The organism is Actinomycetota bacterium (assembly GCA_030684515.1).
Taxonomy (GTDB): Bacteria; Actinomycetota; Actinomycetes; order S36-B12; family S36-B12; genus UBA11398.
On record JAUXVJ010000027.1, the window covers coordinates 41,282 to 67,838 of the forward strand.

The 26,557-nt window shown below is 59.5% G+C and carries 26 protein-coding genes, 1 tRNA gene and 1 pseudogene; 9 read left to right on the top strand and 19 right to left on the bottom strand.

The window, feature by feature from the left end:
• Window positions 1-30: 30 nt before the first annotated feature.
• The 4 genes from xylB to Q8M73_11980 form a co-directional block, all read right to left on the bottom strand.
• Complete coding sequence (gene xylB, locus Q8M73_11965; protein ID MDP2289267.1) at window positions 31-1,425, bottom strand: xylulokinase; 1,395 nt, start codon at window positions 1,423-1,425, stop codon at window positions 31-33.
• A gap of 44 nt (window positions 1,426-1,469) precedes the next feature.
• Window positions 1,470-1,868, bottom strand: a complete 399-nt coding sequence (locus Q8M73_11970) for a DUF3151 domain-containing protein (GenBank protein ID MDP2289268.1) — start codon at window positions 1,866-1,868, stop codon at window positions 1,470-1,472.
• A 17-nt stretch (window positions 1,869-1,885) separates the two neighbouring features.
• Entirely contained in the window at window positions 1,886-2,908 is a 1,023-nt protein-coding gene (gene fbaA / locus Q8M73_11975; protein ID MDP2289269.1) for a class II fructose-bisphosphate aldolase, read from the bottom strand.
• 76 nt (window positions 2,909-2,984) lie between these two features.
• Window positions 2,985-3,629 carry a TrmH family RNA methyltransferase gene (locus Q8M73_11980; protein MDP2289270.1) on the bottom strand — a complete coding sequence of 215 codons (645 nt, stop codon included), beginning with the start codon at window positions 3,627-3,629 and terminating at the stop codon, window positions 2,985-2,987.
• A gap of 23 nt (window positions 3,630-3,652) precedes the next feature.
• On the opposite strand from Q8M73_11980, the gene Q8M73_11985 reads away from it, so the two are divergent.
• The gene (locus Q8M73_11985; GenBank protein MDP2289271.1) at window positions 3,653-4,339 is read left to right on the top strand and encodes a VTT domain-containing protein; all 687 of its coding nucleotides are present in this window, start codon (window positions 3,653-3,655) and stop codon (window positions 4,337-4,339) included.
• Here Q8M73_11985 and pyrE read toward each other — a convergent pair.
• Window positions 4,313-4,855: an orotate phosphoribosyltransferase gene (pyrE, locus tag Q8M73_11990; protein MDP2289272.1), complete on the bottom strand. Its 543-nt coding sequence runs from the start codon at window positions 4,853-4,855 to the stop codon at window positions 4,313-4,315. The two genes, Q8M73_11985 and pyrE, sit on opposite strands and share 27 nt — an antisense overlap.
• 82 nt (window positions 4,856-4,937) lie before the next feature.
• On the opposite strand from pyrE, the gene Q8M73_11995 reads away from it, so the two are divergent.
• Window positions 4,938-6,368, top strand: coding sequence for a trypsin-like serine protease (locus tag Q8M73_11995; protein MDP2289273.1), 1,431 nt, complete (start codon window positions 4,938-4,940; stop codon window positions 6,366-6,368).
• Here the strand turns inward: Q8M73_11995 and clpB are convergent.
• The 5 genes from clpB to dnaK are packed head-to-tail and all read right to left on the bottom strand — an operon-like array spanning window position 6,358 to window position 12,843.
• The gene (gene clpB / locus Q8M73_12000) at window positions 6,358-8,937 is read right to left on the bottom strand and encodes an ATP-dependent chaperone ClpB (GenBank protein ID MDP2289274.1); all 2,580 of its coding nucleotides are present in this window, start codon (window positions 8,935-8,937) and stop codon (window positions 6,358-6,360) included. The two genes, Q8M73_11995 and clpB, sit on opposite strands and share 11 nt — an antisense overlap.
• A 9-nt stretch (window positions 8,938-8,946) precedes the next feature.
• Entirely contained in the window at window positions 8,947-9,354 is a 408-nt protein-coding gene (locus Q8M73_12005) for a MerR family transcriptional regulator (protein MDP2289275.1), read from the bottom strand.
• Window positions 9,293-10,435 (bottom strand): molecular chaperone DnaJ, encoded by a 1,143-nt coding sequence (gene dnaJ / locus Q8M73_12010; GenBank protein ID MDP2289276.1) that lies wholly within the window; start codon window positions 10,433-10,435, stop codon window positions 9,293-9,295. The genes Q8M73_12005 and dnaJ overlap by 62 nt, the downstream gene beginning before the upstream one ends.
• Before the next feature lie 12 nt (window positions 10,436-10,447).
• On the bottom strand, window positions 10,448-11,005 hold the full coding sequence (gene grpE / locus Q8M73_12015; protein MDP2289277.1) for a nucleotide exchange factor GrpE: 558 nt from the start codon (window positions 11,003-11,005) through the stop codon (window positions 10,448-10,450).
• Window positions 11,002-12,843, bottom strand: a complete 1,842-nt coding sequence (gene dnaK, locus Q8M73_12020; protein MDP2289278.1) for a molecular chaperone DnaK — start codon at window positions 12,841-12,843, stop codon at window positions 11,002-11,004. Before dnaK ends, grpE begins: the two co-directional genes overlap by 4 nt.
• 212 nt (window positions 12,844-13,055) lie before the next feature.
• Between dnaK and Q8M73_12025 the strand changes: the two genes are divergently transcribed.
• Window positions 13,056-13,961, top strand: coding sequence for a M23 family metallopeptidase (locus tag Q8M73_12025; protein ID MDP2289279.1), 906 nt, complete (start codon window positions 13,056-13,058; stop codon window positions 13,959-13,961).
• Between the two features lie 30 nt (window positions 13,962-13,991).
• On the opposite strand, the gene dcd is transcribed toward Q8M73_12025, so the two are convergent.
• The gene (gene dcd / locus Q8M73_12030) at window positions 13,992-14,567 is read right to left on the bottom strand and encodes a dCTP deaminase (GenBank protein ID MDP2289280.1); all 576 of its coding nucleotides are present in this window, start codon (window positions 14,565-14,567) and stop codon (window positions 13,992-13,994) included.
• A 113-nt stretch (window positions 14,568-14,680) separates the two neighbouring features.
• Between dcd and Q8M73_12035 the strand changes: the two genes are divergently transcribed.
• The 3 genes from Q8M73_12035 to Q8M73_12045 all read left to right on the top strand — a co-directional run bounded on the left by Q8M73_12035 (window position 14,681) and on the right by Q8M73_12045 (window position 16,373).
• Window positions 14,681-15,592: an alpha/beta fold hydrolase gene (locus Q8M73_12035; GenBank protein ID MDP2289281.1), complete on the top strand. Its 912-nt coding sequence runs from the start codon at window positions 14,681-14,683 to the stop codon at window positions 15,590-15,592.
• 19 nt (window positions 15,593-15,611) lie between these two features.
• Window positions 15,612-16,154, top strand: coding sequence for a hypothetical protein (locus Q8M73_12040; protein ID MDP2289282.1), 543 nt, complete (start codon window positions 15,612-15,614; stop codon window positions 16,152-16,154).
• A gap of 145 nt (window positions 16,155-16,299) precedes the next feature.
• A tRNA-Gly gene (locus Q8M73_12045) sits at window positions 16,300-16,373 on the top strand.
• Window positions 16,374-16,488: 115 nt separating this feature from the next.
• Here Q8M73_12045 and Q8M73_12050 read toward each other — a convergent pair.
• The 5 genes and pseudogenes from Q8M73_12050 to Q8M73_12070 form a co-directional block, all read right to left on the bottom strand.
• Window positions 16,489-17,982, bottom strand: coding sequence for a YfjI family protein (locus Q8M73_12050; protein MDP2289283.1), 1,494 nt, complete (start codon window positions 17,980-17,982; stop codon window positions 16,489-16,491).
• Window positions 17,983-18,560: 578 nt separating this feature from the next.
• The gene (locus Q8M73_12055) at window positions 18,561-18,758 is read right to left on the bottom strand and encodes a helix-turn-helix domain-containing protein (protein ID MDP2289284.1); all 198 of its coding nucleotides are present in this window, start codon (window positions 18,756-18,758) and stop codon (window positions 18,561-18,563) included.
• Between the two features lie 1,066 nt (window positions 18,759-19,824).
• Window positions 19,825-20,556 carry an ImmA/IrrE family metallo-endopeptidase gene (locus Q8M73_12060; GenBank protein ID MDP2289285.1) on the bottom strand — a complete coding sequence of 244 codons (732 nt, stop codon included), beginning with the start codon at window positions 20,554-20,556 and terminating at the stop codon, window positions 19,825-19,827.
• A gap of 141 nt (window positions 20,557-20,697) precedes the next feature.
• Window positions 20,698-20,853, bottom strand: a pseudogene (locus Q8M73_12065) (helix-turn-helix transcriptional regulator).
• A gap of 14 nt (window positions 20,854-20,867) precedes the next feature.
• Window positions 20,868-21,464 (bottom strand): hypothetical protein, encoded by a 597-nt coding sequence (locus tag Q8M73_12070; protein ID MDP2289286.1) that lies wholly within the window; start codon window positions 21,462-21,464, stop codon window positions 20,868-20,870.
• A gap of 86 nt (window positions 21,465-21,550) precedes the next feature.
• Here Q8M73_12070 and Q8M73_12075 point away from each other — a divergent pair, with 86 nt between their 5' ends.
• Complete coding sequence (locus Q8M73_12075; protein ID MDP2289287.1) at window positions 21,551-22,384, top strand: hypothetical protein; 834 nt, start codon at window positions 21,551-21,553, stop codon at window positions 22,382-22,384.
• Between the two features lie 47 nt (window positions 22,385-22,431).
• Here the strand turns inward: Q8M73_12075 and Q8M73_12080 are convergent, their stop codons facing one another.
• From Q8M73_12080 to Q8M73_12090, 3 genes are all read right to left on the bottom strand, one after another.
• A complete protein-coding gene (locus Q8M73_12080; GenBank protein ID MDP2289288.1) occupies window positions 22,432-22,776 on the bottom strand; it encodes a hypothetical protein in 345 nt (114 codons plus the stop codon).
• Window positions 22,773-23,486 carry a site-specific integrase gene (locus Q8M73_12085; protein MDP2289289.1) on the bottom strand — a complete coding sequence of 238 codons (714 nt, stop codon included), beginning with the start codon at window positions 23,484-23,486 and terminating at the stop codon, window positions 22,773-22,775. Before Q8M73_12085 ends, Q8M73_12080 begins: the two co-directional genes overlap by 4 nt.
• 751 nt (window positions 23,487-24,237) lie before the next feature.
• Entirely contained in the window at window positions 24,238-24,876 is a 639-nt protein-coding gene (locus tag Q8M73_12090; GenBank protein MDP2289290.1) for a fasciclin domain-containing protein, read from the bottom strand.
• A gap of 260 nt (window positions 24,877-25,136) precedes the next feature.
• Here Q8M73_12090 and Q8M73_12095 point away from each other — a divergent pair, with 260 nt between their 5' ends.
• On the top strand, window positions 25,137-25,688 hold the full coding sequence (locus tag Q8M73_12095; GenBank protein MDP2289291.1) for a sigma-70 family RNA polymerase sigma factor: 552 nt from the start codon (window positions 25,137-25,139) through the stop codon (window positions 25,686-25,688).
• Entirely contained in the window at window positions 25,675-26,367 is a 693-nt protein-coding gene (locus Q8M73_12100; protein MDP2289292.1) for an anti-sigma factor, read from the top strand. Before Q8M73_12095 ends, Q8M73_12100 begins: the two co-directional genes overlap by 14 nt.
• Window positions 26,368-26,557 lie beyond the last annotated feature (190 nt).

The window sequence follows — 26,557 nt, forward strand, 5'->3', positions numbered from 1 at the left end:
CCAGACATTCGCGAATTGAATCAGCCCTAATCAGGGCAAGCGGTACATAGCTTCCTGGGCCAGTTCGTACTGCTCGCGAACTGCAGCATTGACCTCCACATCGTCCAGTGCAATTTGTTGCGCGTCGGCACTTCGCCATTCCGGCGGATTGGCGGCACCGCTCAGGACCCAAGCCGCCTGTCGCGCAGCACCATCTGCGACGTACTCCCCAGCGGGGGGTACGTGGACTGGCACATTGAAGATCGTGGCTGCGATTCCGCGCACAGCGGGGTTCGCAGCCGCTCCGCCGATGAGCAGAATTCGCTTGGGTTGAACACCAGCACGCTCCAAGGCATCGACTGCTTGCGCCAAGCCCATCAACATGCCTTCAATCGCAGCACGCGCAACATTGTTCGGACGCAAGTTGTCGCGGGTAATGCCATGCAGTGAGCCGCGAGCATCGGGGAGATTGGGTGTGCGTTCACCATCGAAGTAGGGAATGAGCGTCAAGCCCTCGGCACCCGATGGCGCGGATAGGGCGAGGCTTCCGAGTTCCTGGAGATCAACACCCAGAAGTTCAGCCGTTGAGCCAAGGACCCGTGCTGCGTTCAAGGTGCAGACCAGCGGAAGAAATCTTCCGGTGGCGTCGGCAAAGCCGGCAACCAATCCCGAGGCATCAGCTGTTGGGACCTCCGAGCAGGCAAAGGCAGTGCCGGAGGTGCCAAGACTGATCACCACATCACCCGGTCGAAGGCTCAGTGCCAAGGCGCCGGCCATGTTGTCACCCGTGCCTGGCCCTAGAAGCACGCCTTCAGGAGTGTGTCCGATCTTCGCAGAGGGCCCAGCCACTCTCGGGAGATCTGGCACATGCCCAAGTGCCATGGTCACGAGATCCTGCCGATACTCGCCGCTTTCAGGTGACCAATAGCCAGTACCTGAGGCATCACCACGATCAGTGACCACCTCGCCCTTTGCGCCACTCAAGAGCCACGTGAGGTAGTCGTGAGGCAGCATCAACCGCGCCACGCGTGCTGCGTTCTCAGGTTCGACTCGCGCCAGCCACCGGATCTTTGAGACGGTGAAAGCGGCCACCGGCACGCTGCCGACAGCAGCCGCCCAGGCAGCAGCACCACCGAGTTCTTCGACCAGTGCGTCTGCATCTTCAGCAGAACGCGTGTCATTCCACAGCAGCGCTGGTCGGATGACTTCGTTCTGTTCATCCAGTACCACCATGCCGTGCTGCTGCCCCGCAACTGACATTGCAGCAACTCCGTCGAGCACGCCATGCATTGCCGAGTTGAGGGCTTCCCACCACGCAACTGGTGCGACCTCGGTGCCATCTGGATGTGGGGCTCGCGCCTCGCGCACAAGCGCACCTGTATCGGCATCGCGCACAACAACTTTGACCGATTGCGTTGAAGAGTCAATCCCGGCAACAAGTGGCATTGCGTCAGGCTATGCGCAGCACCGAGACTTTGAAATAGCTCAGATCAATTGCGAGGAATGCTCGGATCGCATTCATCAAGGAACGTCTCAATACGAGCAGCCTCTTCAGTCTCGTTGATTGCCGCTGCAGCACGACCCAGGGCAAGCAGGCAGCGCAGGAAACCACGATTGGGTTCATGGCTCCAAGGCACGGGGCCATGGCCCTTCCAACCATTGCGCCGCAATGCATCCAGCCCTCGGTGATAGCCCACCCGCGCGAACGCATACGACTCAAGCACTCTGCCTTCGGTCCACGCCTGATCGCTCACCACGGCCCACGCCAATGAGCTCGAGGGAAACTGCTGGGCAACCAAACCAGCATCCTGGCCAGCCGCCAAGGCAACAAGCGGTTCGGTGTCCTCTGGAAGGAGCGTTGCAGCCGGCCCACCGAGCAGGTTTTCCATCACTAGCTGATTCCCCTTTATTTGATCGCCGTGCCCGTCGACCTGAGGTCTTCGCAGCCTTGTACGACTCGCGCAGCCATACTGGCCTCCGCGAGCTTTCCGTATGTCCGTGGGTCGTACTGCTTCTTGTTGCCGACCTCGCCATCAATCTTCAAGACGCCGTCGTAGTTCTTGAGAATGTGATCGGCGATTGGACGCGTGAAGGCGTACTGGGTGTCGGTGTCGATGTTCATCTTCACCACGCCGTAGTCGAGCGCTTCGCGGATCTCACTGAGCAACGAGCCCGAACCACCGTGGAATACCAGGTCAAAGGGCTTGGTCACGCCGTACTTGGCACCCACAGCTGTCTGGATCTCGTGGAGCACATTGGGAGTCAGCACCACATTGCCCGGCTTGTAGACGCCATGCACATTGCCGAATGTGGCAGCCACCATGTAACGACCTCGCTCGCCAAGACCCAGGGCCGCTGCGGTGGCAAGTCCGTCCTCAGCAGTGGAGAAGAGCTTGGCGTCATGACTTGCCTCGATGCCATCCTCTTCGCCACCGACGACTCCGATTTCGATCTCGAGAATGATGTTGGCCTTGTGGCAGGCATCGAGCATGCGCTGAGAGATCTCCATGTTCTCTTCCAGCGCCACCGCCGATCCGTCCCACATATGGGACTGGAAGAGCGGCTCCAGCCCCTTGGCAACGCGTTCCTGGGAAATCACAATGAGTGGCTCCATGAAGCCCTCGAGCTTGTCCTTGGGACAGTGGTCGGTGTGCAGGGCGATGTTCACGCCATAACTGCGGGCCATCGAGTGCGCGAACTCTGCAAGGGCCCGGGCGCCAGCCACCATGTTCTTGACCGCTTGACCTGAAGCGAACTCCGCGCCGCCCCATGACACCTGGATGATGCCGTCGCTCTCTGCTTCAGCAAAGCCCCGCATTGCGGCGACGATGGTCTGCGAGGACGTGCAATTGATGGCTGGATAGGCGAACTTGCCGGCCTTTGCTCGATCGAGCATTTCTGCGTAGACCTCTGGGGACGCAATTGGCATCGAAAACTCCTGCGGCTAGCCGGTGGGGGATGACGCTCATCCTTCCACGGATAGTGCGTCGTGGATCACGCTGCGCTCACCCTTGGGAACTCCCCCCCGAAACGGAAGTGATCTCTGCGTGCTGACGAATCCAGGTGTGCATGGCGATCGCTGCTGCCGCGCCGACATTGATCGAGCGCGTTGACCCGAATTGCGAGATGGCGATCAATCCGTCGCAGACTGAACGCGCCTCAGGACTCAGGCCAGAGCCTTCCTGACCGAAGAGCAGCACGCACTGCTCTGGAAGCGCAGCAGTCTCCAATGGCGTGGAACCTTCAACGTTGTCAAAGCCCAGGATGATCACCTTGGAGCTATCAGCCCAAGCCCGCAGAGCAGCAGCGTCAGCGTGATGATGGATGTGCTGATAGCGGTCAGTGACCATCGCTCCACGGCGATTCCAGCGTTTGCGGCCAACGATGTGCACCTCGCGCGCCAAGAACGCGTTCGCCGTGCGCACGACGGACCCAATATTGAAGTCATGCTGCAGATTCTCAATTGCCACGTGGAACGGATGGCGACGAGTATCGAGTTCGGCCACGATCGCTTCAAGCTTCCAATAGCGGAACTCATCGACAACATTTCGGCGATCGCCCTCGGCCAGCAAAGCCTCGTCCAAGCGCGGGTCAGCCGGCCACGGCTGGGGATGTGGGCCAACTCCTATTGACGAATCATGGAGATCCACGCCCGCGACGATAGCCTGCTGAGGTGAATCTCGTAATCAGTGCCGGTGTGAGCGTCCAAGCCCTCGGTCCAAGCTGGCTTAGCCCAGACTCCATGCTCAACAGCCTTGGTGGAATCGCCTTCTGGGTGGCCCTTGGCATCATCTTCGCCGAGTGTGGGATTTTGCTGGGCTTCTTCCTGCCGGGAGATTCCCTGCTGTTCGTGGTGGGACTGTTCATCGCGCAGGGTTCCATCGAGATGAACATCTGGCTGGCCTGCACACTGCTGATCCTGGCAGCCATCGCTGGCAACATCCTTGGCTATTGGATCGGAAGAGCCATCGGTCCATCACTGTTCAACAAGCCGGACTCTCGATTCTTTCGCAAGGAATATGTCGACAAGACACATGAGTTCTTCGAGAAGCATGGCGGCAAGGCCATCATCTTGGCCCGCTTCGTACCCATCGTGCGGACCTTCATCACTGCGGTGGCCGGCATCGCGAAGATGGACTTTCGCAAGTACCTCATCTACAGCACCGTCGGGGCCGTGCTGTGGGCTGGTCTGGTCACGATTGCCGGCTACTACCTGGGCAATATCGAGTTCATCAAGAAGAACCTCGAGCTCGTGCTCATTGCCGTGGTGCTCATCAGTGTGATCCCGATTGTCATCGAGTACGTGCGCCACCGGAGGCAGATCAAAGCACTCTCAGACGAGACCAAGATCGGCGAGTGAGTACGCGGCCCGATATTCGTAGCCCTGCTCGATAATCGCTGGACCTGCTCCACGATCAACAATCACCGCGACGGCCACAGTCGTTGCTCCCGCCGCATTCAGCGCATCCACTGCAGTGAGCACAGATCCACCCGTAGTGGAGGTGTCTTCTACGGCAAGCACAGCAACGCCCTTGACGTCTGGCCCTTCAATGCGTCGCTGCAGGCCATGGTGCTTCTCTTCCTTGCGAACCACGAAGGCATTGAGCAGTTCACCGTGCCGCGCGGCGTCGTGGAGCATGGCCGTCGCTACTGGATCGGCACCCAGGGTGAGTCCACCTACAGCCGAGTACTCAAGATCCGAGGTCAGTTCGCGCATCACTGCCCCAACGAGCGGGGCCGCCTGCCCATCCAGGGAGACGCGACGAAGGTCGACGTAATAGTCGGCTTCCTTGCCGCTGGAGAGAGTCACGCGGCCACGAACAACAGCGCGATCAATGATGAGTTGGCGAAGGTCTTCCCAGGCTTGTGTTGGCACGGCGCGATCCTAGTTGTTCGGATCCGGTAAAACCCCCTTGCTCGATGCGGGCTTTGACCCAAGCCCGACGTACGGTGGCAACATGCGAAAGTTGGGCGCTCTGGCACTGGCGCTGCTGTTCTCCGTAGTCGCGGTACCGGCGCAGGCGCTTCCACAGTCCAAGCCTGCGGTGATCAATGGGGCCCCCTCCAGCTCGGGTACCTACACCTACCTTGTCGCACTGCTTGACAGTCAGCGCTTCGGATCGCAAGGCGCGTTTCAGGCGCAGTTCTGCGGCGGGACTCTGACGACCGCGACCACAATCGTGACGGCGGCACACTGCGTTGTCGATCAGAGGTCCGGAGCTCGGACTCAGCCGGCTTCGGTGCTCGTTGCTTTCGGTCAATCACTGAAGGACGTTGGACTACGCGTCGTGAGCGTGAGCACGGTGTCCGTGCATCCCGCCTACTCGATCTCCACAGGCGACAATGATGTTGCGGTGCTGACCCTCTCGGCGCCACAGACGGACATCACTCCGTTGCCCCCGGTCGGATCTGGCGACGCGGCAAGTGCTGAACTGGCTGGCAATCGTGTCCAAGTCATTGGCTGGGGAACCGTCAGCGCATTCGGCAAGGCCTTTCCCGACACCTTCCGCGTTGGAGATCTTGTCCTGCTGCCTAGCGCCACATGCGGTCAAGGCCAGAGCACCTCGGTCAACGGCGTGACCTTCAGCGCCTACAACCCTGGCGAAGCAAATCCAGCGACCATGCTGTGCGCGGTCGGTGTCACCGGCGCCGGAGCAGTTATCGACAGTTGCAGCGGCGACTCCGGGGGGCCGTTGATCTTCGGCGACGGAGCCAACGCGAAGCTGGTGGGCATCGTGAGCTGGGGCTTGAACTGCGCAAAGCGGCATCCGGGCGTCTACACCCGAGTCACCGCGATGTCTGACTTCCTGACATCGACAGGGGCCCTGAGCACGACGTCTGCCCCCGTGATCCTGGCCAGCGCGCTGAACCAGAGGATCCGCGTGAGTTTCCCCACGATGCCAGCCAATGCAAGCTTCACCTCCTTTACCGCGAGCGCCGTTTCGGCTTCAACCGGCCAAGTTGCTCAATGCACCGCAGCTCCCAGCACCACGCCGTTGGCTGCCAGCTGTGAGATCACGGGCCTGACGAACGGTGCCCAGTACTCCGTGACAGCAAGCGCCACAACAGCAACCACGACTTCGGCCGCTAGCACTCCAACGCTGGTGACGCCGCTTGCTCTGCCTGAGGCTGGCCGCATCGATCAGGTGATTGTCAACGGTCGCCGGATCGCCGTATCGGTGACCGAGTCGGTCAGCGGCGGCAAGATCTCGGCGCTCCGCGTTGCATGTCTGCCAGTCGCAGGAGGAGCTGGGCTCAGCGCCAAAGTCACCGATGGCAAGGCAGTCATCAAGAAGATGCCCAAGGGCGACTATGCCTGCGCCGTCACGGCCCGCAACGGTGCCGGTACCAGCCGAGGCTCGGAAGCGCTGGTGACGATCAACGCGTGATGCGCAAGGCCGAGCCATCTGCTTCAGTGTCGATCTTCAGCACATCGCCGTCGTGCACATCTCCGCTCAGGATGAGTTTTGCCAGGTTGTCACCAATGGCTGTCTGCACAAGTCTGCGAAGCGGCCGAGCGCCATAGATCGGATCGAATCCCTTGTTGACCAGCCAAGCCCTGGCATCGTCAGACAACTGCAGGCTGACCCGACGATCCGCGAGGCGCGACTGCAGAGCGTCGATCTGAATGTCAGCGATGCGTGTGAGTTGCTCGCGGCCCAAGGGTTCAAAGGTCACCATGGCGTCGAGTCGATTGAGGAACTCAGGCCGGAACTGCTGACGGACCGCTGTGAGCACTTGCTCGCGACGCACGTCGAATGGAGTATCCAGGTCAACAAGGAATTGACTTCCGAGATTCGACGTGAGCACCAAGATCACATTGCGGAAGTCAACGGTGCGGCCCTGCCCATCGGTCAACCGTCCGTCATCGAGCACCTGCAGCAGGATGTCGAAGGCCTCTGGGTGAGCCTTCTCGACCTCGTCCAGGAGCACTACTGAATAGGGCCGACGTCGCACAGCTTCAGTGAGCTGGCCGCCCTCCTCGTAGCCGACATATCCGGGTGGGGCACCCACTAGGCGAGCGACCGAATGCTTCTCGGAGTACTCGCTCATGTCGATGCGCACCATTGCGCGCTCGTCATCAAACAGGAAGTCAGCCAAGGCCTTGGCGAGCTCTGTCTTGCCAACGCCGGTTGGCCCAAGGAACAGGAACGATCCGGTGGGGCGGTTTGGATCCGCGATTCCGGCCCGGGCTCGCCGCACGGCATCGCTCACCTCACGCACAGCCTCCACCTGACCCACCACTCGCTTGCCGAGCTCTTCTTCCATCCGCAACAACTTCTTGCTCTCGCCCTCCAGCAGTCGACCTGCAGGGATGCCAGTCCAGCTGGCCACAACTTCTGCGATGTCATCGGCCGTGACTTCTTCGTTGACCATCGCGAGTCGACCATTGGCTTCTTCACTGGCTCGCGCCAGTTCAGCCTCGAAGTTTGGGATCTCCGCATACAGAATGCGCGAGGCCTGCTCGAAATCTCCAGCGCGTTGAGCGCGGTCGGCTACCGCCCGCAGATCATCGATCCGCACCTTGATCTCGCCGATGCGGTCCAGACCGGACTTCTCGGCGTCCCAGCGCGCACGCAGCCCACGCAGCTCCTCATCTTTGTCCGCGATCTCCTGGCGCAACTTGCTCAAGCGCTCGACAGAGGCCTGGTCGCTCTCCTTGGCAATCGCCAGCTCCTCCATCCGAAGCCGATCGATCTGGCGCTGCAACACATCGATTTCAACTGGCGAGGAGTCAATCTCCATGCGCAGACGAGCGGCAGACTCATCCATCAGGTCAATGGCCTTGTCCGGCAGGAAGCGCGAAGTGATGTATCGATCAGACAGACTCGCGGCTGCGACAAGTGCAGAGTCCGAGATCACCACCTTGTGGTGCGCTTCGTACTTCTCCTTGATCCCACGCAGAATTGCAACGGTGTCCTCGACCGAGGGTTCCTTCACGAAGACCTGCTGGAAGCGTCGCTCCAGCGCTGCATCCTTCTCGATGTATTGGCGATATTCGTCAAGGGTGGTGGCACCGATCATGCGGAGCTCACCGCGAGCAAGCATTGGCTTGAGCATGTTGCCGGCATCCATGGCACCTTCGCCACCTGCACCAGCGCCGACGACAGTGTGCAGTTCGTCGATGAAGGTGACGATCTGTCCGTCAGAGGCCTTGATCTCGTCGAGCACAGCCTTCAATCTCTCTTCGAACTCGCCGCGATATTTCGCGCCCGCGATCATTGCACTGAGATCCAGTGAGTAGAGAGTCTTGCCCTGCAACGAAGTCGGGACATCGCCTTCGACAATCCGCCTTGCAAGTCCCTCGACAACTGCGGTCTTGCCGACTCCGGGCTCACCGATGAGCACTGGGTTGTTCTTAGTTCTGCGCGAGAGCACCTGAATTGTGCGACGCACTTCTTCATCGCGACCTATGACGGGGTCGATCTTGCCTTCGCGCGCGCGTGCAGTCAGATCAATGCCGTACTTCTCCAAGGCCTGAAAGGTCTGTTCGGGATCGGCAGTCGAGACTCGAGCAGTACCACGCACTTGCTGCAGCGCGTCGATGAGCGCAACGGGGCTTGCGCCACTTGCCGCCAGCCTGTCCGCGACTCCCGGGCCGCCGTCCTTGGCAAGGCCTATCAGCAGGTGTTCAGTGCTGACGTACTCATCGCCACGCTCCTTGGCTATTTCCTGAGCGGTGTTCAGCACTTTGTAGGTCAGAGTGCTCAGCTGCGGAGACGCAACCGATGCGCCTGTTGCGCGCGGAAGACTTTGCAGCGCCACCCGAACCTCGGAGGTCAGGGCATTGAAGTCAACACCTGTGGTCTCCAACAGTGCGCTGGCAATGCCCTCGCCCTGCTGCAGGAGCGAATCGAGCACATGCATGGGTTCCACCTGCGGATTGCCGTTTGCAGCGGCTATGCGCACAGCAGCGCCAAGAGCATCCTGGCTTCTCGTCGTGAATTGAATATCCATTGCCTGGTCCTATCTCTGGCTGCGACGATTCGGTCGCCACACCACCAACGCCGTTGATGACTTCTCGCGGTGAAACTCTCGTAGTTGACTGCGCAGGAGTTCGATCTCCTCCTGTAACGCAAGGATCCGCCTGATGCCCTCCAGCGAAAGCCCTTCGGCCGAAAGATCGGTGATCTCGCGAAGCCGCGCGATATCGCGTCCGGAGTACAGGCGATTGCGCCCGCCCACCCGCGTTGGTGACACCAAGCCGAGGCGGTCGTACTGGCGCAGAGTCTGCGGATGCAGTCCGGCTAGTTGCGCAGCGACGGAGATCGCAAAGACCGGATGGTCATCGGCAATCTGGAAGGGATCCATCTCACTGCCCCGCCAGGTCCATGAGTCCGCCACGCGGATCAAGGTCAGCAGTGACTTGCGCATAGGACTCCAGAGCCGCCCTTGCCTCATCACTGAGTTTCTGAGGCACGGCCACCTCAACGGTCACCAGGACATCACCTCTGCTCTTGTCCTTCCGTGCAATGCCCTTGCCTTTCACACGAAAAGTACGACCAGTGGTGGTGCCTGCTGGAATCTTCAGCGTGACGTTGCCGTCGCGCGGAGTCGGCACGGTGATCTGTGCACCAAGCGCAGCTTCAGCGAACGTGACCGGCACCGTGAATGAAATGTTGTCGCCCTTGCGTGCGAAGAGTGCATGCGGACTGACGTGCACCTGCACGAACAGATCACCCGCAGGTCCACCTCGTTCGCCAGGTGCACCTTTGCCCGCAACCCGAATGCGTGCACCATCCTTTACGCCAGCTGGGATGCGCACCTGAACAGTGCGCGACTTGGTACCGACACCCGAGCCGCGACAATTGGGACACGGATCTTCAATCACTTGACCGCGGCCTCGACAAGTCGGACAGGTTTCGGCGAAGGCAAAGCCGCCGGCATTTCGAGCCACTTGCCCACTGCCCTGGCAGTCCATGCACGTCCGTGCACTAGTGCCCGGTCGCGCGCCACTGCCACGACAGGTCTCACAGGCGGCTTCACTGCTCAGTCGCAGTGGAACTGTCACACCGTCAAGTGCATCGTCAAAGGAGAGATTGAGATTGCTCTCGAGATCGGCACCCCGACGAGGCTGGGCTGAACGTCCACCCCGACCGCGATTGAAGATGCCGCCCAACAGATCTCCGAAGCCACCATCGTTGCCGCCGAACAGATCCTCCATATTGACATTGGAGGTTGCCCCGCGTGGACCGTTGGCGCCTGGCCGAAATCCACCAGACGCAAACGCCGCTCTGGCCTCGTTGTACTCCGTGCGCTTGTCGACATCAGAGAGAACGTCGTAGGCCTCGGAGACCTCCTTGAACTTCTCCTCTGCCTTGGCATCGCCAGGGTTCTTGTCAGGGTGAAGTTCGCGAGCCAGCTTGCGGTACTTCTTCTTGATCTCGTCAGGTGTGGCGTCCTTGGCCACGCCCAAAGAGGCATAGAAGTCCTTCTCAAGCCAATCCTTATTCACTGAACTTCCCTATCAGTCGGTCCCTGCAACAGCGACCCGAGCTGGGCGCAGAATGCGTCCAGCAAAGCGATATCCGGGTTGGTACACCGCGGTGACGGTTGGCTCGGTGACAGCCTCGTCACTGACACTCGTCAACGCTTCGTGCACAGTCGGATCAAAGGGCTCGTTCGCAGCACCGAAGACCTCCAGCCCGAACTTGGCGCAGGTGCCCTGCAGCGATTCGCCGACGCTCTTGAACGCGCCTTCGAGTTCACCGTGTTCGCGAGCTTGATCGATCGCATCAAGCACTGGAAGCAGCGCCGCAAACACTGTGCCGATTGCGGTTTCGCGAATGAGCTCGCGATCGCGATCAACTCGTTTGCGGTAGTTGGCGTACTCAGCATGCACTCGTTGAAGGTCGCTGGTCAGCTCTGCGACCTTGGCCTCGACCTCGCCGAACTCGCCTTCAACGATTCCGCCTTCGTCGGGTGCGCCAACCTCGGAAGGCTGGCGCACCTCGAAGGTGTCGGGATCGATGCGTCGCTTGTCAGTGATGCGAACGCCGGTGTCCTCAGACTCCTCGTCGCTCACTTATTGGCTTCCGTCTCATCCTCATCGACGATTTCGGCGTCGACGACGTCTTCATCGGCATCAGCAGTCGCTTCAGTGCTGCCCTCAGCTGCACCCTCAGCCGCTGCTGCTTCATACATCGCAGCGCCAAGAGCCTGGCTTGCCTGAGCAACCTTGTCAGTTGCCTCGCGCATGGCCGGGAAGTCGTTGGCAGCAATAGCCTTCTTCAACTCGTCCAGTGGTCCATCGACATTTGAACGGGCATCTGCCGGCAGCTTGTCAGCATTGTCTGCCAGGAACTTCTCGGTCTGGTAGACCAGTGACTCGGCTGTGTTCAGAACATCTGCCTCTTCACGACGCTGCTTGTCCTCATCGGCGTGTGCCTCTGCGTCGCGCATCATCCGATCGATGTCGTCCTTGCTCAGAGCCGAACCACCGGAGATCGTCATCGACTGCTCCTTGCTGGTGGCGCGGTCCTTCGCCGAGACATGCACGATGCCGTTGGCATCAATGTCGAAGGTGACCTCGATCTGCGGGATGCCCCGAGGTGCTGGCGGCAATCCGGTGAGCTCAAAAGTGCCCAGGCGCTTGTTATAGGCCGCCATCTCGCGCTCACCCTGATAGACCTGGATGAGAACAGAGGGCTGGTTGTCCTCAGCAGTGGTGAAGGTCTCGGAGCGCTTGGTCGGAATGGTGGTGTTGCGCTCGATCAACTTGGTCATGACTCCACCCTTGGTCTCGATGCCAAGTGAAAGAGGTGTGACGTCAAGCAGCAGGACATCCTTGACCTCGCCCTTGAGCACGCCTGCCTGCAGCGCGGCACCAATGGCCACGACCTCATCCGGGTTGACGCCCTTGTTGGGCTCCTTGCCGGTTTCAGCCTTCACCAGATCGGTGACGGCGGGCATACGGGTTGATCCACCAACGAGCACCACCTGATCGATCTTGTCGATCGTGACGCCGGCATCCTTCAGCACTGAGCGGAAAGGAGCCTTGGTGCGCTCGAGCAGATCAGCGGTCAACTGCTCGAACTGTGAACGCGAGAGGCTCTCTTCGAGGTGGAGAGGTCCGTCAGCGCTCGCAGTGATGTACGGCAGGTTGATCGAAGTGTTGGTTGAACTCGACAGTTCGATCTTGGCTTTCTCCGCAGCTTCACGAAGACGCTGCATGGCCATCTTGTCCTTGGACAGATCAACACCGTGCGCGTTCTTGAACTGCGTGACGAGGTAGTCAACGACCTTGTTGTCCCAGTCGTCGCCGCCAAGGTGGTTGTCACCACTGGTGGCCTTCACTTCGACTACGCCGTCGCCGATTTCAAGGAGAGACACGTCGAAGGTGCCACCACCGAGGTCGAACACGAGAATTGTCTGCTCGACATCTCCCTTGTCAAGGCCATAGGCCAAGGCAGCTGAAGTCGGCTCGTTGATGATGCGCAGCACATTGAGGCCGGCGATCTCGCCCGCTTCCTTGGTGGCCTGGCGCTCAGCATCGCTGAAGTAGGCAGGCACGGTGATGACTGCGTCGGTGACGTTCTCACCGAGGTAGGCCTCCGCGTCGCGCTTCAACTTCATGAGCGTGCGAGCACTGATCTCCTGTGCCGTGTAGGCCTTGCCGTCGATGTCCACCGTCCACGTGGTGCCCATATGGCGCTTCACGGAGCGGACAGTGCGATCAACATTGGTGACGGCCTGGCGCTTGGCGACCTCGCCGACCAGTACTTCACCGTTCTTGGCGAAGGCAACAACGGACGGGGTGGTCCGAGCTCCCTCGGCGTTTGCAATTACGACGGGTTCTCCGCCTTCAAGTACTGAGACGACAGAGTTGGTCGTTCCCAGGTCAATACCCACTGCACGGGACATGGTGTCGTACTCCTTCTGCTGTTCCGGTTGGTGAACCGGGCGGTCGTTGCATCCAGTCTGCGCCACGAATTGCGCTTTGGCAAGTCAATTAGCACAAGAGTTGAGTCATGACGACTCATATATGTGTAACCGACACACATCAGGGTTCATTCCACTCATGCCCCAGACCGGAGGTGATCTGCATCACAGCCAGGGCCCCAGTACGGTTCAGCATGCGTCGAAGCCTCCTGCTGGTCCCCCTGGCCATCGCCCTTCTGGGCGGAACCCTGGTGCTGACCCCCGCCAGCGCTGCCACCATGCAGGATCGGCCCTGCAGCAAGCCAGGTGCCACCCAGACGGACGGCGATGGCACCCTGACCTGCCAGCGCAACTCCCAGGGCCGCCTGGTCTGGACGAGGCAACGCGGATCGACGCCAGCGAAGCCGGCGAGCATCCCCTCGATCATCGAGAACTGGGGCTTCGACCTGGCCCCCTACAACCCCGCGACCAAGATGGCCGGCGCGATGTCGCTGGCACCGATCGCCTTCCCCCAGGGCTCCTTCATCGAGCAGCCCATCAGCTACTACGGCGCCGGGTCCAAGCGGCCGCAGGACCCACCCGGCTTCATCGATCCGCAGATGACCTTCTACCTGCCCATCGGAACGACAGTCAAGGCGATCGCCAGCGGCCGGGTGTGCACCGTCACCAAGCTCCAGAACGGCTACAGCGACGACTACAGCATCGGCATCGCGCCCACGTGCTCGGTCAACACCAACGGGAGCCCGGGCTTCGGCACCATCGCCACCTGGGAGCACGAGCACGTCATGTCCCCGCGGGTGAAGATCGGGGACAAGGTCACCGCGGGCCAGCCGATCGCCGTGGTGAGCTACTACAAGCAGGACAACTGGCTGTACACCTCATCGATGGGCCTCGTTGAGATCGGCATCCTCACCGGCAGCCCGGACGGGCGACCCATGCACCTGTGCCCTGCGCTCTACCTCAAGCCATCGGCCAAGGCTCAGATGCTCACACAGCTCGCTGCCGCGGCCAAGGCCTACGAGGCCAACACCGGCAAGGTCCTCTACACGCCTACTGAACTGGCCACCGGCTGCATCACGACCAAGCCGTCGATCGAGTAGGCGCCGCCAGCGAGAGTCAGACTGACGACGTCAGACCTCCGTGCGGTGGAAGTTCGCGTAGGACTTGCTCGGCGTCGGACCGCGCTGACCTTGGTAGCGCGAGCCGTACTTCTCTGAGCCGTAGGGGTGCTGAGCCGGACTGGACAGCCGGAACAAGCACAGCTGGCCGATCTTCATGCCCGGGTACAGCACGATCGGCAGGTTCGCGACGTTGGAGAGCTCCAAGGTGACGTGACCTGAGAAGCCCGGATCAATGAAGCCGGCCGTGGAGTGGGTGAGCAAGCCCAGTCGACCCAGAGAGGACTTGCCCTCAAGCCGCCCGGCGATGTCGTCAGGCAGGCTGACGATCTCGTAGGTCGAACCGAGCACGAACTCCCCTGGATGCAGGATGAATCCCTCGTCGCCCTCAGGCTCGAGCAGTCGAGTCAACTCAGGCTGTTCCATCCGTGGATCGATGACGGAGTATTTGTGATTCTCAAACACTCGGAACCAACGATCCAGCCGAACATCAATGCTTGAGGGCTGGATCATCGCCTCGCTGAATGGCTCAACGGCGACGCGTCCGCTCTCCAGCTCGGCACGAATATCTCCATCAGATAGCAGCATGGGGTGAGGCTACCGATCAATGCGCGCCTTGAGAACGATGGTGCTACCGAATACCCGGCGTCTGGGATCAGTTGAGGCGCTAGTTTGTCGAACGCGACAGATTGGGGGCGGAGATGACCTTCGAGACCATGGGACTGGCGGAGCAGGAACTCCCGCCCACGGTGGACTCCATCGAGATGACAGAGCAGCGCTTCGTGAATGAAGACGGGCTTGAGATCGTCATGAATCAGTACGAGCCCGTTGGCGTGGAGTCCTCCCTGGTGATGTGGTGTCTGCCTTGCGGCGGGTGCTCTCGCAACTACTTCGACTTCAAGGTCGAAGGTGCCGAAGCTGGCTCATACAGCTTTGCCCGCTATGTTGCACGACGAGGCATCACGGTGATCACCGCCGACCACATAGGCGTTGGTGACAGCACGCACATCCCTAACAGGCCGGAGCTCACCACAGCGAACTTCCTTGCCGACCGCATGCATGAAGCCGTCACCGCATTCAAGGATCGTCCACAGTTTTCCGGCAAGACCTTCGTTGGGGTAGGCCACTCCTTTGGCTCGGGCATGCTGTTGACACAGCAATACCGTCATCAGGCTTTCAGCGCGCTTGTCGTGCTCGGCTGGAGCAGTATTCAAATCGCTCTGATGTACACCGATGGCCAGTTCAAGGCCCTTGGAACGCCAGGGGCTCGCGCACGCTCTTCGGAAACCAATCTCGGTTTCAAAGCGCCGCAGGAGTTGATAGATGCCAATAGATCGATAGCCACAACAGTGGTGCTCCCGGCCGTCCAGCAAGTGGGAGAAGCGGGCTGGTGTGTGCCCGCCTCGAGGAGTGTGCGTGTGCCGGTGTACTTGGGCTTCGGAGAGTTCGACACCGTACTGGACCTGCAGGCCGAGGTTCAGCTCTACATCGATGCCCCAGAAGTCGTAACGGCTGTACTCCCAGGCTCCTATCACTTCCACAACTTGGCCGAGGGCCGGCAGTTGCTCTGGTCGGGCATCATCGACTTCGCCAATCGACAAGTTGCCAGCTAACCCAGCCCAGGAACCTTCCTTGACTTTCAATCGTCGTACTGGAGTGTTCAGCCGGGTGATCAGTGGTGCCGCAATGATCGTTGCGCTCCTTTTTAGCGGGTCGGCAATTGCCACGGCAGTCCCGAGCATTCCTTCGAGTTCGTCGAGTGCGGCAAAATTGCCCGCTGAAGTCGCCGGTTTTCGCGCTTCAATGTCAACGCAGCTAGATTCCTACTTCAAGGAATATGGCGATCGGCTCAGCGCCTCTGAGCGAAGAGAAATGACTGCTTTGCAAAGCCAAGTTGATCGAGCATTGCTCGCACTGCAGGCCAAGACGCTCGTCACGGCCCGGTTGGCAGCAACGAACGCGCCTGCCCAGAGACAGAAGGCAGCTGCATATGCCGCTGCCCGCGCATTCGACTCAACCTACGATCGCGCGATGGCAGGGCTCGAAAAAGTTCAACCAATTCTGCAGCCGAAACTGTCGCTGTTCGAAATGCTGAGCGCGAAATCAGATCTGGACCAGCAGCTCTCGAATTTCGTCGACCTCGGACGCCACATTCATCAACTCGCTGGGAATTAGACGAGCGCTGGCGCTGCCCAAAGGGCCCCAGATGCGGAGGGGGACAGCTGCTGTTTCCTCACTTGAACTCCGCTCCTTGAAATGCACCGCCGACAACCTAGACGCGTGCACTCCCGGTACGCTCAATTCCGCACAACTGTGTCCGGCGGGTGTAGTTCAATGGCAGAACATCAGCTTCCCAAGCTGACAGTGCGGGTTCGATTCCCGTCACCCGCTCCACCGAATTCCCTTATATTTCAACGATTTTTCACATCTCTGGCCGATTCTCACATTCCGTATTTGACCGTGATTTACCGTCCGCTGTCCCACGTTGGTCCCACGCTCGTCCCACGAACTACCGAAGACTTCGCCCCAAATCGGGGTGACGCTGCCAATCGTGGGACTTGGTTCCCTTTTCGGCATCCATACGGCGGACGTAGCCGAGGCGGGTGAGCCTGTGAAGTTCCTGCTCAACATCGGCGGAGGTGTGGCACCAAGTCTGGTTTTGGACTTTCCGGTGAATGAGGCGGGTGGTGAATTCCTCTTCGGGGAAATTTCTAACGGCCGCCAATACCTTTCCAGTCGATCCAGGTATGGCCTCCATGCGTATGTAGCGAGCATGTGAAGCCAGGTAATCCACAACGTCAATTGCCGCCTGCATCTCACCTTCACCAATGCTCGCTGCATTGGGATTTGCGGCGAGTGTCAGTAGCCCAGCGAGGCGCAGAGCGCCGCCACGGGCCTTTTGAAACCATCCAGATAGTTCGGCTAGCTCGCCATCTACGGCCATCTGAGTTTCGACAGCGGACCACCAGGGGGTATATGCACGCTTCGCAGGAGCAGAGAGAGTCAAGGTTCGAAACTCGTCCTCTGCTGTCAGCTCGAATGAAGCCGTCAACAAATTCCGTACCGCCATTTCCCAAGCAGAAGTGGCATTTGCTGGCATGGCTTCAATGCCAAGCTTTCGAGAGCCCACACGCGACTTAGGGACTGCGATGAGGAACCGATCAAGAAACCCTCGGCCAACCATCTGTCTATTGGAGAGCACCTCCTGAAACACGTCGGGTTGCGTTGCCAGTCCAATGGCGAGATGCGGCGCATTGAGGTGAAGGGACTCGCGACCTTGCCGATCCACTCTCACGAATTCTGCCGAATAGGCAGCATTGACTAGGTCCAGATTGGCCCGGCCATCGGAATATCGACCGGCGAGCGTTCCGATAATTCCACCTTCCGCTGATAGCAGGGTGAGGCTTTCATCCTGCTCAGCCAAGAGCGAAGCCAGTCGTTCGGGGGTCACATCCTGAACGAGCAGTTGGGGCATAGCGACAGCTTGAAAGGCAGTCAGCTTTCCCATCGCATCGTCATATTCGGCCGCAAGGCTTTCATCGCCCGGCTTCGCGGCGACCTTTGATCGAAGTCCCCGCACACGCTCTTTGAACATTTCGAGACGCTCACGATTCTGAGCAACCAATAAACGCTTTGATACTTGCAGCTCCGCCTCAAAGGCGCGCAAGGGAATTGCCACAGCCTTGAGCGTCGGAGATTTCAGTTCACCGGGTGGAAGTAGAACAGCCGAATAGATAGAGAGCGGCTCCATCCACTGCGCGCTCGGTCCTTCGACCCTCCAGCGGCCACGCGTGCTCCCTGACAGGACCACTAATGCGAGAGAGAGGACGAGGTCTGGCGGAACCTGTAACGCATCTGAAAGTCCTTGAACGTAGCTACCTACCGGCTCAGGCAGTACGTCAATGGGACAGGGCAGGCGTGTGTCGTGCTCCGGTAATGGGCTCCAATCAAGAGGTTCAGTTGTGGTGACAGTGACAATCGTTGAGGAATTGTCACTGTCCATTTCAGTTTCTCCGCCAGCGGAAGGCTGATTGGTCGGCTTCATTCAAGTTTTCCGATCTCGCGCCATGCCGCATATACGTAGCGAGGTACGTCCGGCTTGAAGTTGATGCGGGCATTTGCTGTTTGCACTGCACGTGCCCATTGATTTAAGTCGGCTCTCGCCTGCGTTAGCTCTGGCGGCTCATTCGCAGCGAGCGGGATACACGCGGCGCGGACGTAAAGGGCTATGAGGGCATCCGAAACTGGAGACGCAGAGGGCTGGCAACTCAAACGGCCGGGCCCGACCGTCTGAGCTACTGGCCCACTTCCTAGCTCGTTCACCTGATTAGGCCTCGGAAGCGGAGTCCACAAAAGATGGCTGCAGGTACGCCCGCGCACGGAAATCCATCAGCGTTCATCTGGCGGATACTCCGAATCCAGGCCTCTTGATCGTGGCGGGCGGCCGTGATTTCTCTGGGTTCGCCCTGCATCCACTCTGTTTTTGCGGCCAGGTAATGCAGGAGCCAGTGTCCATAGTCCACTTGCTCATCAGCAGGCGGTGAGCAGACAAGCAGGGGCAATAGTTTGTTCGTCATCCGATCACTGGTCTCGTGATTCACGAACACCGGCTTCAAGAAAGTCTTCAAGGTCTCGGCGCGCTATGCGAACGTGCCGACCTACCTTGTAGACGCGAATGCGCCGCTCGGAAACCAATCGCTGAGCGAACCGAACAGTTGTACCTAAGAATGCCGCTGCTTGATCCAAAGTAAGCAGTTCTGGAGTGTTGTACGCCTTCATTGAAATTTGCCTTTCTGCAATTCAGCAGCAGGCGTTGCGCTCAGTAGTCGGACGAGGCGACTTCAGATCATGGCGCGATGCTTGCCAGCTGACGGATTGGATTCACGTCAGTTAGGCAAGCGGGCGGTGCAATTGGTTCAATGGACCCGATCAAGAGTCTGCATCCCCTCGGAGCCTGCGCTGACTCGGGAATTTCATAACTAGCTGGAAATTCGGGTTGCTCCAAGCGCTTGGCGCGGCGAAGGAACTCGACGGATGGTGCCTCGATTTGCGCAATCAAATCTTCACGGTCATGGAGCAATCTCGCCAAGAGTTCGGCTAGCTCGCATGGTTCACTGCTCGGATCGAACACGGATGCAAGGGCCTCAGTGTCGCCCTGAAGGGCCAATGCGTAGATGCCAGCTGAAGCAAAGCCGTATTTGTCCAGAACCAAATCGATCAAGTGCCTACTTCGCGCGCCAAGTTGCGAGTGCCCGTGCATTAGCGATCTGCGCTTTCGATCCAACTCGTTGATTTGCTGGATTGATTCGCTCTTGACGCCTTCCGCAAACGCGTTAACCCACGCAACAGATGAAGCAACCTGATTCCATACTGCTTGCTGCGATGCAATGGATTCGACGGCCTCAGTGATGCATGAATGCTGCCGCACCGAATCGCTTGCTAACGCAACACTCGCGCTTGGCCGGGGCGACTTCATGAATTGAAACTACTGAGGGGCGCTAAGGGGTGCCCGTATTAGCCGTGAGGTGCGCGTGTCGGACGGGCCCATTGTCACTGTTGTCACCTGTCACTAGAAATGAAATTGAGAGTTCTATATTTCTAAGGCAAGCGACCCAAGGCTGTCGGATTTAAAGCCAGCAATTGACGGGAGTGCTTCGATCAGAATTCCCGGAAATTGAAACGAATCTGTTGGACCTTCCAGAGATGAAGCCAGATCGAGTCGAGTCGTCTCAATCTTTGGAGGGGGGGGAAAGCAAAATGAGTGCGGAGTCAATGGAATGCCCTAAAAAACGCACATGCTCTTCGCGCGGCGCGGCCGCGCTCCGGCTTCGGCTCGGGTCTTGGCCTATTGCACTACGCGCAGCCCTCCACCGTGTGGAACAAACGGGCAACCCTGCGTCGATCTATAACCGGCGATGTTTGCAATTTCTTCGCGCGAATACCCGCGCGCAAGCAATTCGTCTCCGATGTGCAGCGCAAGGCGTGGAGTCTCGCGAGGTACGTATTCTCCGCCTGGCTCGTTCGCCTTCCATCCTCTTGCATTCATCGCCTTGTAAAAGCGCGTGCGGTCAACACTGCTGACAAAACCAAGCCGGTAGCTACGTTCAAACAATGCCTGCATTGAAACGCCCCACTCACGCTTCAGTTCCTGTAAGTGCCCCAAAGACACGTCCCGCAATGAACTGCGGATAACGGCCTCCGGCATAAGGAATTCTGCGGCGAATGAGTTTGCTTCCTCTTCCATTGAGTCCGACGGCTCATTTGAATGAAGTACCAAATGCCCAAGCTCGTGCGCCTTCGTCAGTCTTTGACGGTCGGCGGGTACTTCACTGTTCAGGAGCATGACTGGATGATCGCCGATCCATTGGGACATTCCATCAATGCGATGTGTGCCGAAGTCCTCTTCGAATACGAGGCAACCCGCCGCCTCCAGCCAGCCCACCAGATTGCGAACGGGGCCAATAGGCATCTTCCATTGCGCGCGCACAAGGCGTGCAGCGTCTTCCGGACTCGTCCCATCGAGAACGTCAAATGTAGGCACCATCGCCTGGGCAGCGAGTGATACCTGTTCAAACACTTGAGACGAATGAGCCCTCATCAGGTTGAGTCGCGCCTCACCTGTGCGCCAGAGACTTGCGCGAGTCGTCTTTTGCCGCCGCATGTGGGCATCCACAGCGATGGCCGCTGACTCTCTTCCGCCCAACTCAAGGAACCTCGTCGTAACCCCGAGCGCAACTGCCAAGCGCTCAAGCACTTCATCATCTGGAATGCGGTCGCCAGCCTCGTAGCGATTGATGGTGGGCTGCTTCACTCCAGCGAGATCAGCAAGTTCACCTTGCGTGAGGCCATTGGCTTTTCGTGCGACCGCAATCATGTCGCCGACGCCGTTCATGCTCCGCTCTCAGTCTCCTTACCGACCTCGTTCTCGTCGCCAGCAACGATGACACCAGGGAGTGCGGGCTCAACAGGTGACCAGATTGCCGCGACGCCAGCAGCAGGCTCATCCAGTCGCATCATCCAAATTGGATTGTCTTTGCCATCTCTGAATGACACCACCGGGGCAACGATCATCCGCAACTCGGGGTCCCACAGGTAACCAACGGCAAGACTCGTGCTTTCCAGACCGGGCAGCTGGTCCTGCTCTTGCGTATAGAACTCAAGAGCACCTTGCGTGGGGTACGACTGAATTGCGTTCTCCGCCGTGTGGCGCTTGAGTCGCGTGACGACATTCAGTCCCACATGGATTTCGTGGATCACGCCAGAAATCTTGATGTAGAACTCAGGATGGCCTTCCAGGCGGGCACACATGTTGGTCCATAGGCGCTCCCAGATGAGATTGGCCATGCCGCGATTCGACATGGCGGATGCCCAACCTGGGAGTTTTTCGCGGAACTCATCCATGTCAGTGCGGGTAATGCCGACGGCCTCAACCAAGGCGTGAGTAAACTTGTCGCCCAACGCCTCAGCTGCTTCATCTGGTTTCATGGTGGAAAATATACCGGATTTTATACCGGCGTCAAGGCCATGAGTCTCCGGCGTGTCGCTTCTAATCAGACCAGGAGATGGGGACATTGGCCGATCAGGCTCCGGAAGTTATTAGGGCGGCTTCAGAGGCGCTAAATGCTCGTCTCAAGCGGGTTGAGACTCACGGTGAATCACTGTCGGAGCTGATTCAAGCGTGGGGAAATCTTGATGCTTTCGATCTTGTTCCCGCCATCGCAGAGGATCGGTACTCCTGGGACCTCGTTCTCGTCGTGCGCACGGACCCTGACTTAGATCAGTGGGGATTGGCATTCGGTGAGGCTGTTCACCAACTCCGAAGCGCCTTGAATTCCCTAGTTGCATCGGTGGCGCAGTCACTCGGAACCTGGTCAGAGAACGATCGCAACCTGCAATTTCCAATTTGCCTTGACTCAAAGGCCTGGAATGCCGCGCTCCGTCAATCATTTGGAGCGCTACCTGATTCGGTAAAGACCGCAATCGAGGGCCTGCAACCATTTCGGGACAGCGGAGGCAAGAATCTTGAGGGCATCGACCACCCGCTCTGGCTAATTTCGTATTGGAACAACACGGACAAGCATCGAGTCGCGCTCAAGTTGCGATTGGCATCGGCAGGGGCCAAGCACGCGGGTTCCGTTGTTTTCGAAGACGCACCCGATTGGAGTACACCTCCGGAAATGACGGTCTTCGCTCCCGAAGATGCAGACGGACTGCTCCTTCGCTGTCGGACAGCGCCCAATCGGATAGCCCGCATTACCGGCAATTTTGACTACACGCTCCAGGTAAGCGCTACTGGAGAGAGTGGCAAGAACTTCGGAGTTACAACTTCCCTATCCGACCTAATCCAGTACACACGCATGGCAGTAGATCAAGTGTTGGAGGCGTGGCAGAGTGAATTGCCATAAGCGATGGTGGCCTCCCCACGCTGAATTCTGATTGGCCTGCAAGGGCTTCAGCGCTCGTCTGGGTCTAGTTCCTCGTCGGGAATCAGTTGCTGCTCGATTGAAGTGCCCATAGATTCCGCCGCGTACAGCCGCATCTCGTTGGCAAGACGGGGATGCTTGTCCACCCGTGGAATCCCATCCTGAGTCCATTGCTCATCAGGTTCAGGAATAGTGCGCGAAGAGATTTCCAGTGCTGCCACATCTGCAAGCGCAAGAGCAAGTAACGCCGGGTCGGGATGACTCTGAATGAGATGCAAGGCATCCTCATCACGCCGATCAAACTTTGCGGCCAAGACTGCCCATGCCAGTGATTTGGTTTCATGACGCTGCACTCGCCATGCCCGTGTACTCATGCTGTCTCTCCTGACGCTCGTCGGATTGGAATCACATTGCTTTTGGCCGCGAGTTCGCTCATGCGCTCTGCCACGGCGCGACCGTGATCGGCTGTCGTGTGCAAGTAGCCCTCGGCCGCAGTTGTGGAGGACTGGCCAAGGCGGCGCATGAGTTCGGGAACACTCGCTCCAGCTTGTGCCGCCAGAGTCATCCCTGTGTGTCTGAGGTCGTGAACTCTCACGTCTGGTCGGCCAATGTGATTCAAAGCTCGATTGAACACCTGCGAATATCCGCTGATGATCGAACCACCTGTTGATGTGGTGAACACAAGCGCCGATGGACTCTCGCCTGTCCATTGATTCAAATGAGCGTCAATGTCTGGCACCAGATGTGGGGGCAGTGGAATGATCCGGCGGCCCGCTTTGGACTTGGGCGAGTCCAGGTCGATGACTCCGCTTTGTAGGCGATAGGCCCGCTCCCTCACCGTGAGTGTGGGCCGGTCACTAGCCGTATCAAGGTCACGCCTCTGCATTGCGGCTGCTTCGCCGATACGCACGCCTGTCCATACGAGCAGATGAACAAGAGCGGCGTAGTGGTGCGGGACACGCTCAGCCAGCGCCTGCACTTCGTGCAGATTCAGAGTCGGGCGCTCTGCACTCCAGGCATTACCCGCTCCCTTAATCCGGCAGGGATTGCTCTGAATCAACTCGTCCTCAGCTGCCGTTTGCATGATCGCGTGGAGAAGCCGATAGGACCGAGCGACTGTAGACGAGCCATTACGGGCAGTTGCAGTTCGCGAACGAGCTTGGCCACCCAGCTTCCCTGACAAGTCCGCTGCAAGCAGCTGGTGCCAATTGCGTACCTGATCCGGCGTGAGCTTGTCCAGACGTTTCGTGCCCAATAGCGGTGCTATGTGAAGCCGATAGGTAGAGGAATACAAGTCTCGGGTGGATTCCTTCAGATCGGGACGGAGAGCAATCCACTGAGTTGCGTAGTCGTCCAATGAGTACCTAGTTGAAAGCGGGGCGCGCCAAGCGCCTCGTGTCATATCCGTACGCACGGTGTCTAGCCAAAGGCGAGCATCGGTCTTGGTAGCAAATGTCACTGGAGCGTTGTGCCTAAGACCCTCCGACTTGAAATAGGCCCGCCACCGCCCGCTGGGCAATTCTTCGACGCGCCCAAAGGTCCTGCGCTTGTCCGTCACCATTGACCCCTCGTGACCGCGATGACCCCCAAAGGCCCATCTCTTGCCACGAATAGTCCCACGCTGGTCCCACGCCAACAAGCCGCCACACCGAAATTGCCTTTAATCGCAAGGGTTATTTAGACTGCACCAAATAGCTTCCCAAGCTGACAGTGCGGGTTCGATTCCCGTCACCCGCTCCACTCCCCTGAAACTCCATTGGGACGCCAAGCATCACTCGACGCGCCTGCAGCCCCCGCTCGCGTGAGGCGAACGGGGGCTGCAGTCAACGGTTTGGCTACTTCGTCGGCATCAGTACGGCGTCGATGCCATGGGCAATCTGCATGTTGCCCTCATTGATGTCCACCTTGCTCAGGATCACCTTGGGGTTGGGCAGCTTCTTGTTGTAGTCCACAAGCGTGATGCTGGCCGGGGTCTCCACGACCACAACGCCAATCGTCTTGCCGGGCAATGCGGACTTCAGCTTGGCGCCATTTGCCTTGAGCGCATCAGCGGCCATGATCGCCTTTCCAGGAACGACGTGGTACTGAAGCACCTTTTCAACCGTGGGGATGCCCAAGCCCGCCACGGTTGCGAAAGCAGCGGCCTCAGTCGTCACCTTCTTGCCGCCCAGCGCGGTCGCCAGGTTCATGAAGGCCTTGTCTGTCGGGATGAAGGCAGTCAGGGCAGTACCACCCTCGGTGAGCACCTTGACCGGAGAGTCGGGCTTTGCCTTCAGCACCGCGAGAATCGCGGCGGTGAGCACGTCGTAGTCGGCGGTGTCCTTGTCGAATCCTTGATTGCCACTGGTGAGCACTGTGGCAAGCGAGGTCGTGCCTTCAGCAGCATTCGCGGACGGCGCTGCTGCCACCAGCCCCAGCGAAATCAGGGCTGCTGCTGCCGTGGCCGTGCGGCGGGCGAGACGGTTGCGGTTCATCGGCGAGTCCTTTGTCCTTGGCCACCCCTCGTGGGTGGCAGTACAGCAGATTCGGCGGGCGACCCCGGCTTGGATGCAGATCAATGAATGTATTTTTCCTGCATCCACGGAGGGGGCTTGGAGAGATGAGGAGGTAGCAGCAGGCTTGCTGGCCGGCTGGCTGGCTGGCGCACGGGATCGGCGAAGGAGGTGGCGGCGCGATGACGCATACTGTGCTCGACCGCTGCGCCCGTGGGGCACTGGACATCGGGGAGGGGCCCGTGACGAGCGACGCTGATGAGCTGATCGCAGGTCGATTTGCCGCCGGTGACGACGAAGCGCTCGCCGAGGCCTACCAGCGTTGGTCACCACTTGTGAACACCATTGCCTTGCGTGGAACCGGAAGCCAGGCCGATGCGGCCGACATCACCCAGGCGGTCTTCGTCAGCGCCTGGCGAGGACGTCAGGGATTCGATGCATCCCGCGGTTCGCTTGCCGGCTGGCTCCTGACGATCACCCGCCGCCGGATTGCTGACCACTGGGAGAGCAGCAGCCGCGATGCCCGAAAGGTCCAGGCGCTTGCGGCCACCGAGCGCGAGGAGCCGACAGTGGAGAGCACCGGAGCCTTGATCGATCGCCTGCTGCTGGCCGATGAGCTCGCCCGCTTGGGCGACCCGCAGCGGGGCATCATGGAACTCGCGTTCTTCCAGGACCTCACTCATGCACAGATTGCCGCAGCACTCGACTTGCCCCTGGGTACGGTCAAGAGCCATATCCGACGATCCCTTGACAGACTGCGAGTCCGGTTGGAGGTGGACGGTGGAGCACGTTGACGACGAAGTGCTGGCGCTGTTGGCGCTCGGCGAGCAAGTCGACACATCCGATGCCCAGCACCTGCAGTCCTGCACACTGTGTGCAAGCCGGCTGGCCGAATTGACCAGCACAGTTGCGATTGCTCGCTCCATCGGGTCCGACGAGGAGCTGATAGCCCCTGCCTCAAGCGTCTGGTCGGCGATCCAGCACGAGCTTGCAACGACGGCCCCAGTGATCGACCTAGCGAGCGAGCGTAGGTCGCGCACACCACGGACCTGGCTGCTCGTTGCCGCTGCGGCAATGGTCGGCGTGATCGCGGGCGGGGTGGTGACGGCAAGCGTTATCAACGCACCCCAGACCCAGGAACTGGTAGCAAGTACGGAGTTGGCGCCTATCGCCGACTCCGGCCTGACGGGCACTGCCCGAGTCGAGAACGGGCCCGATGGATCCGTGCTGACGGTCGACATCCCAGATCTGCCGGCAAAGGCCGACAGCTACTACGAAGTCTGGATGGCAACACCCGACGCCAAGACGATGGTCGCCATCGGCACAGTCAGCCCGGGCCAGCAGGCCACCCTCCACCTGCCCGCCGGTATGAGCGTCGCCGAATTCCCGCTGGTGGATGTGTCACTGGAGCACTTTGATGGCAACGCCGGACACAGCGCCGAGAGCCTGGTGCGGGGGCAACTGCAACTCTGATCCGGCCCGGTGTCCGCCGATGCCGGCTTGGCTCATCAATGCTGTGGGACCGAAACTGCAACCCACCACTCGGCGCAGGAGTTCCGGGGTGGATGGTATACCCTAGGGGGTATGCGTACCCGTGCCCTCGCCCTGTCCATCGCCGCCCTCGCCACCATCGGCATCGGCCTTGCCGGCTGCTCCTCCAGTG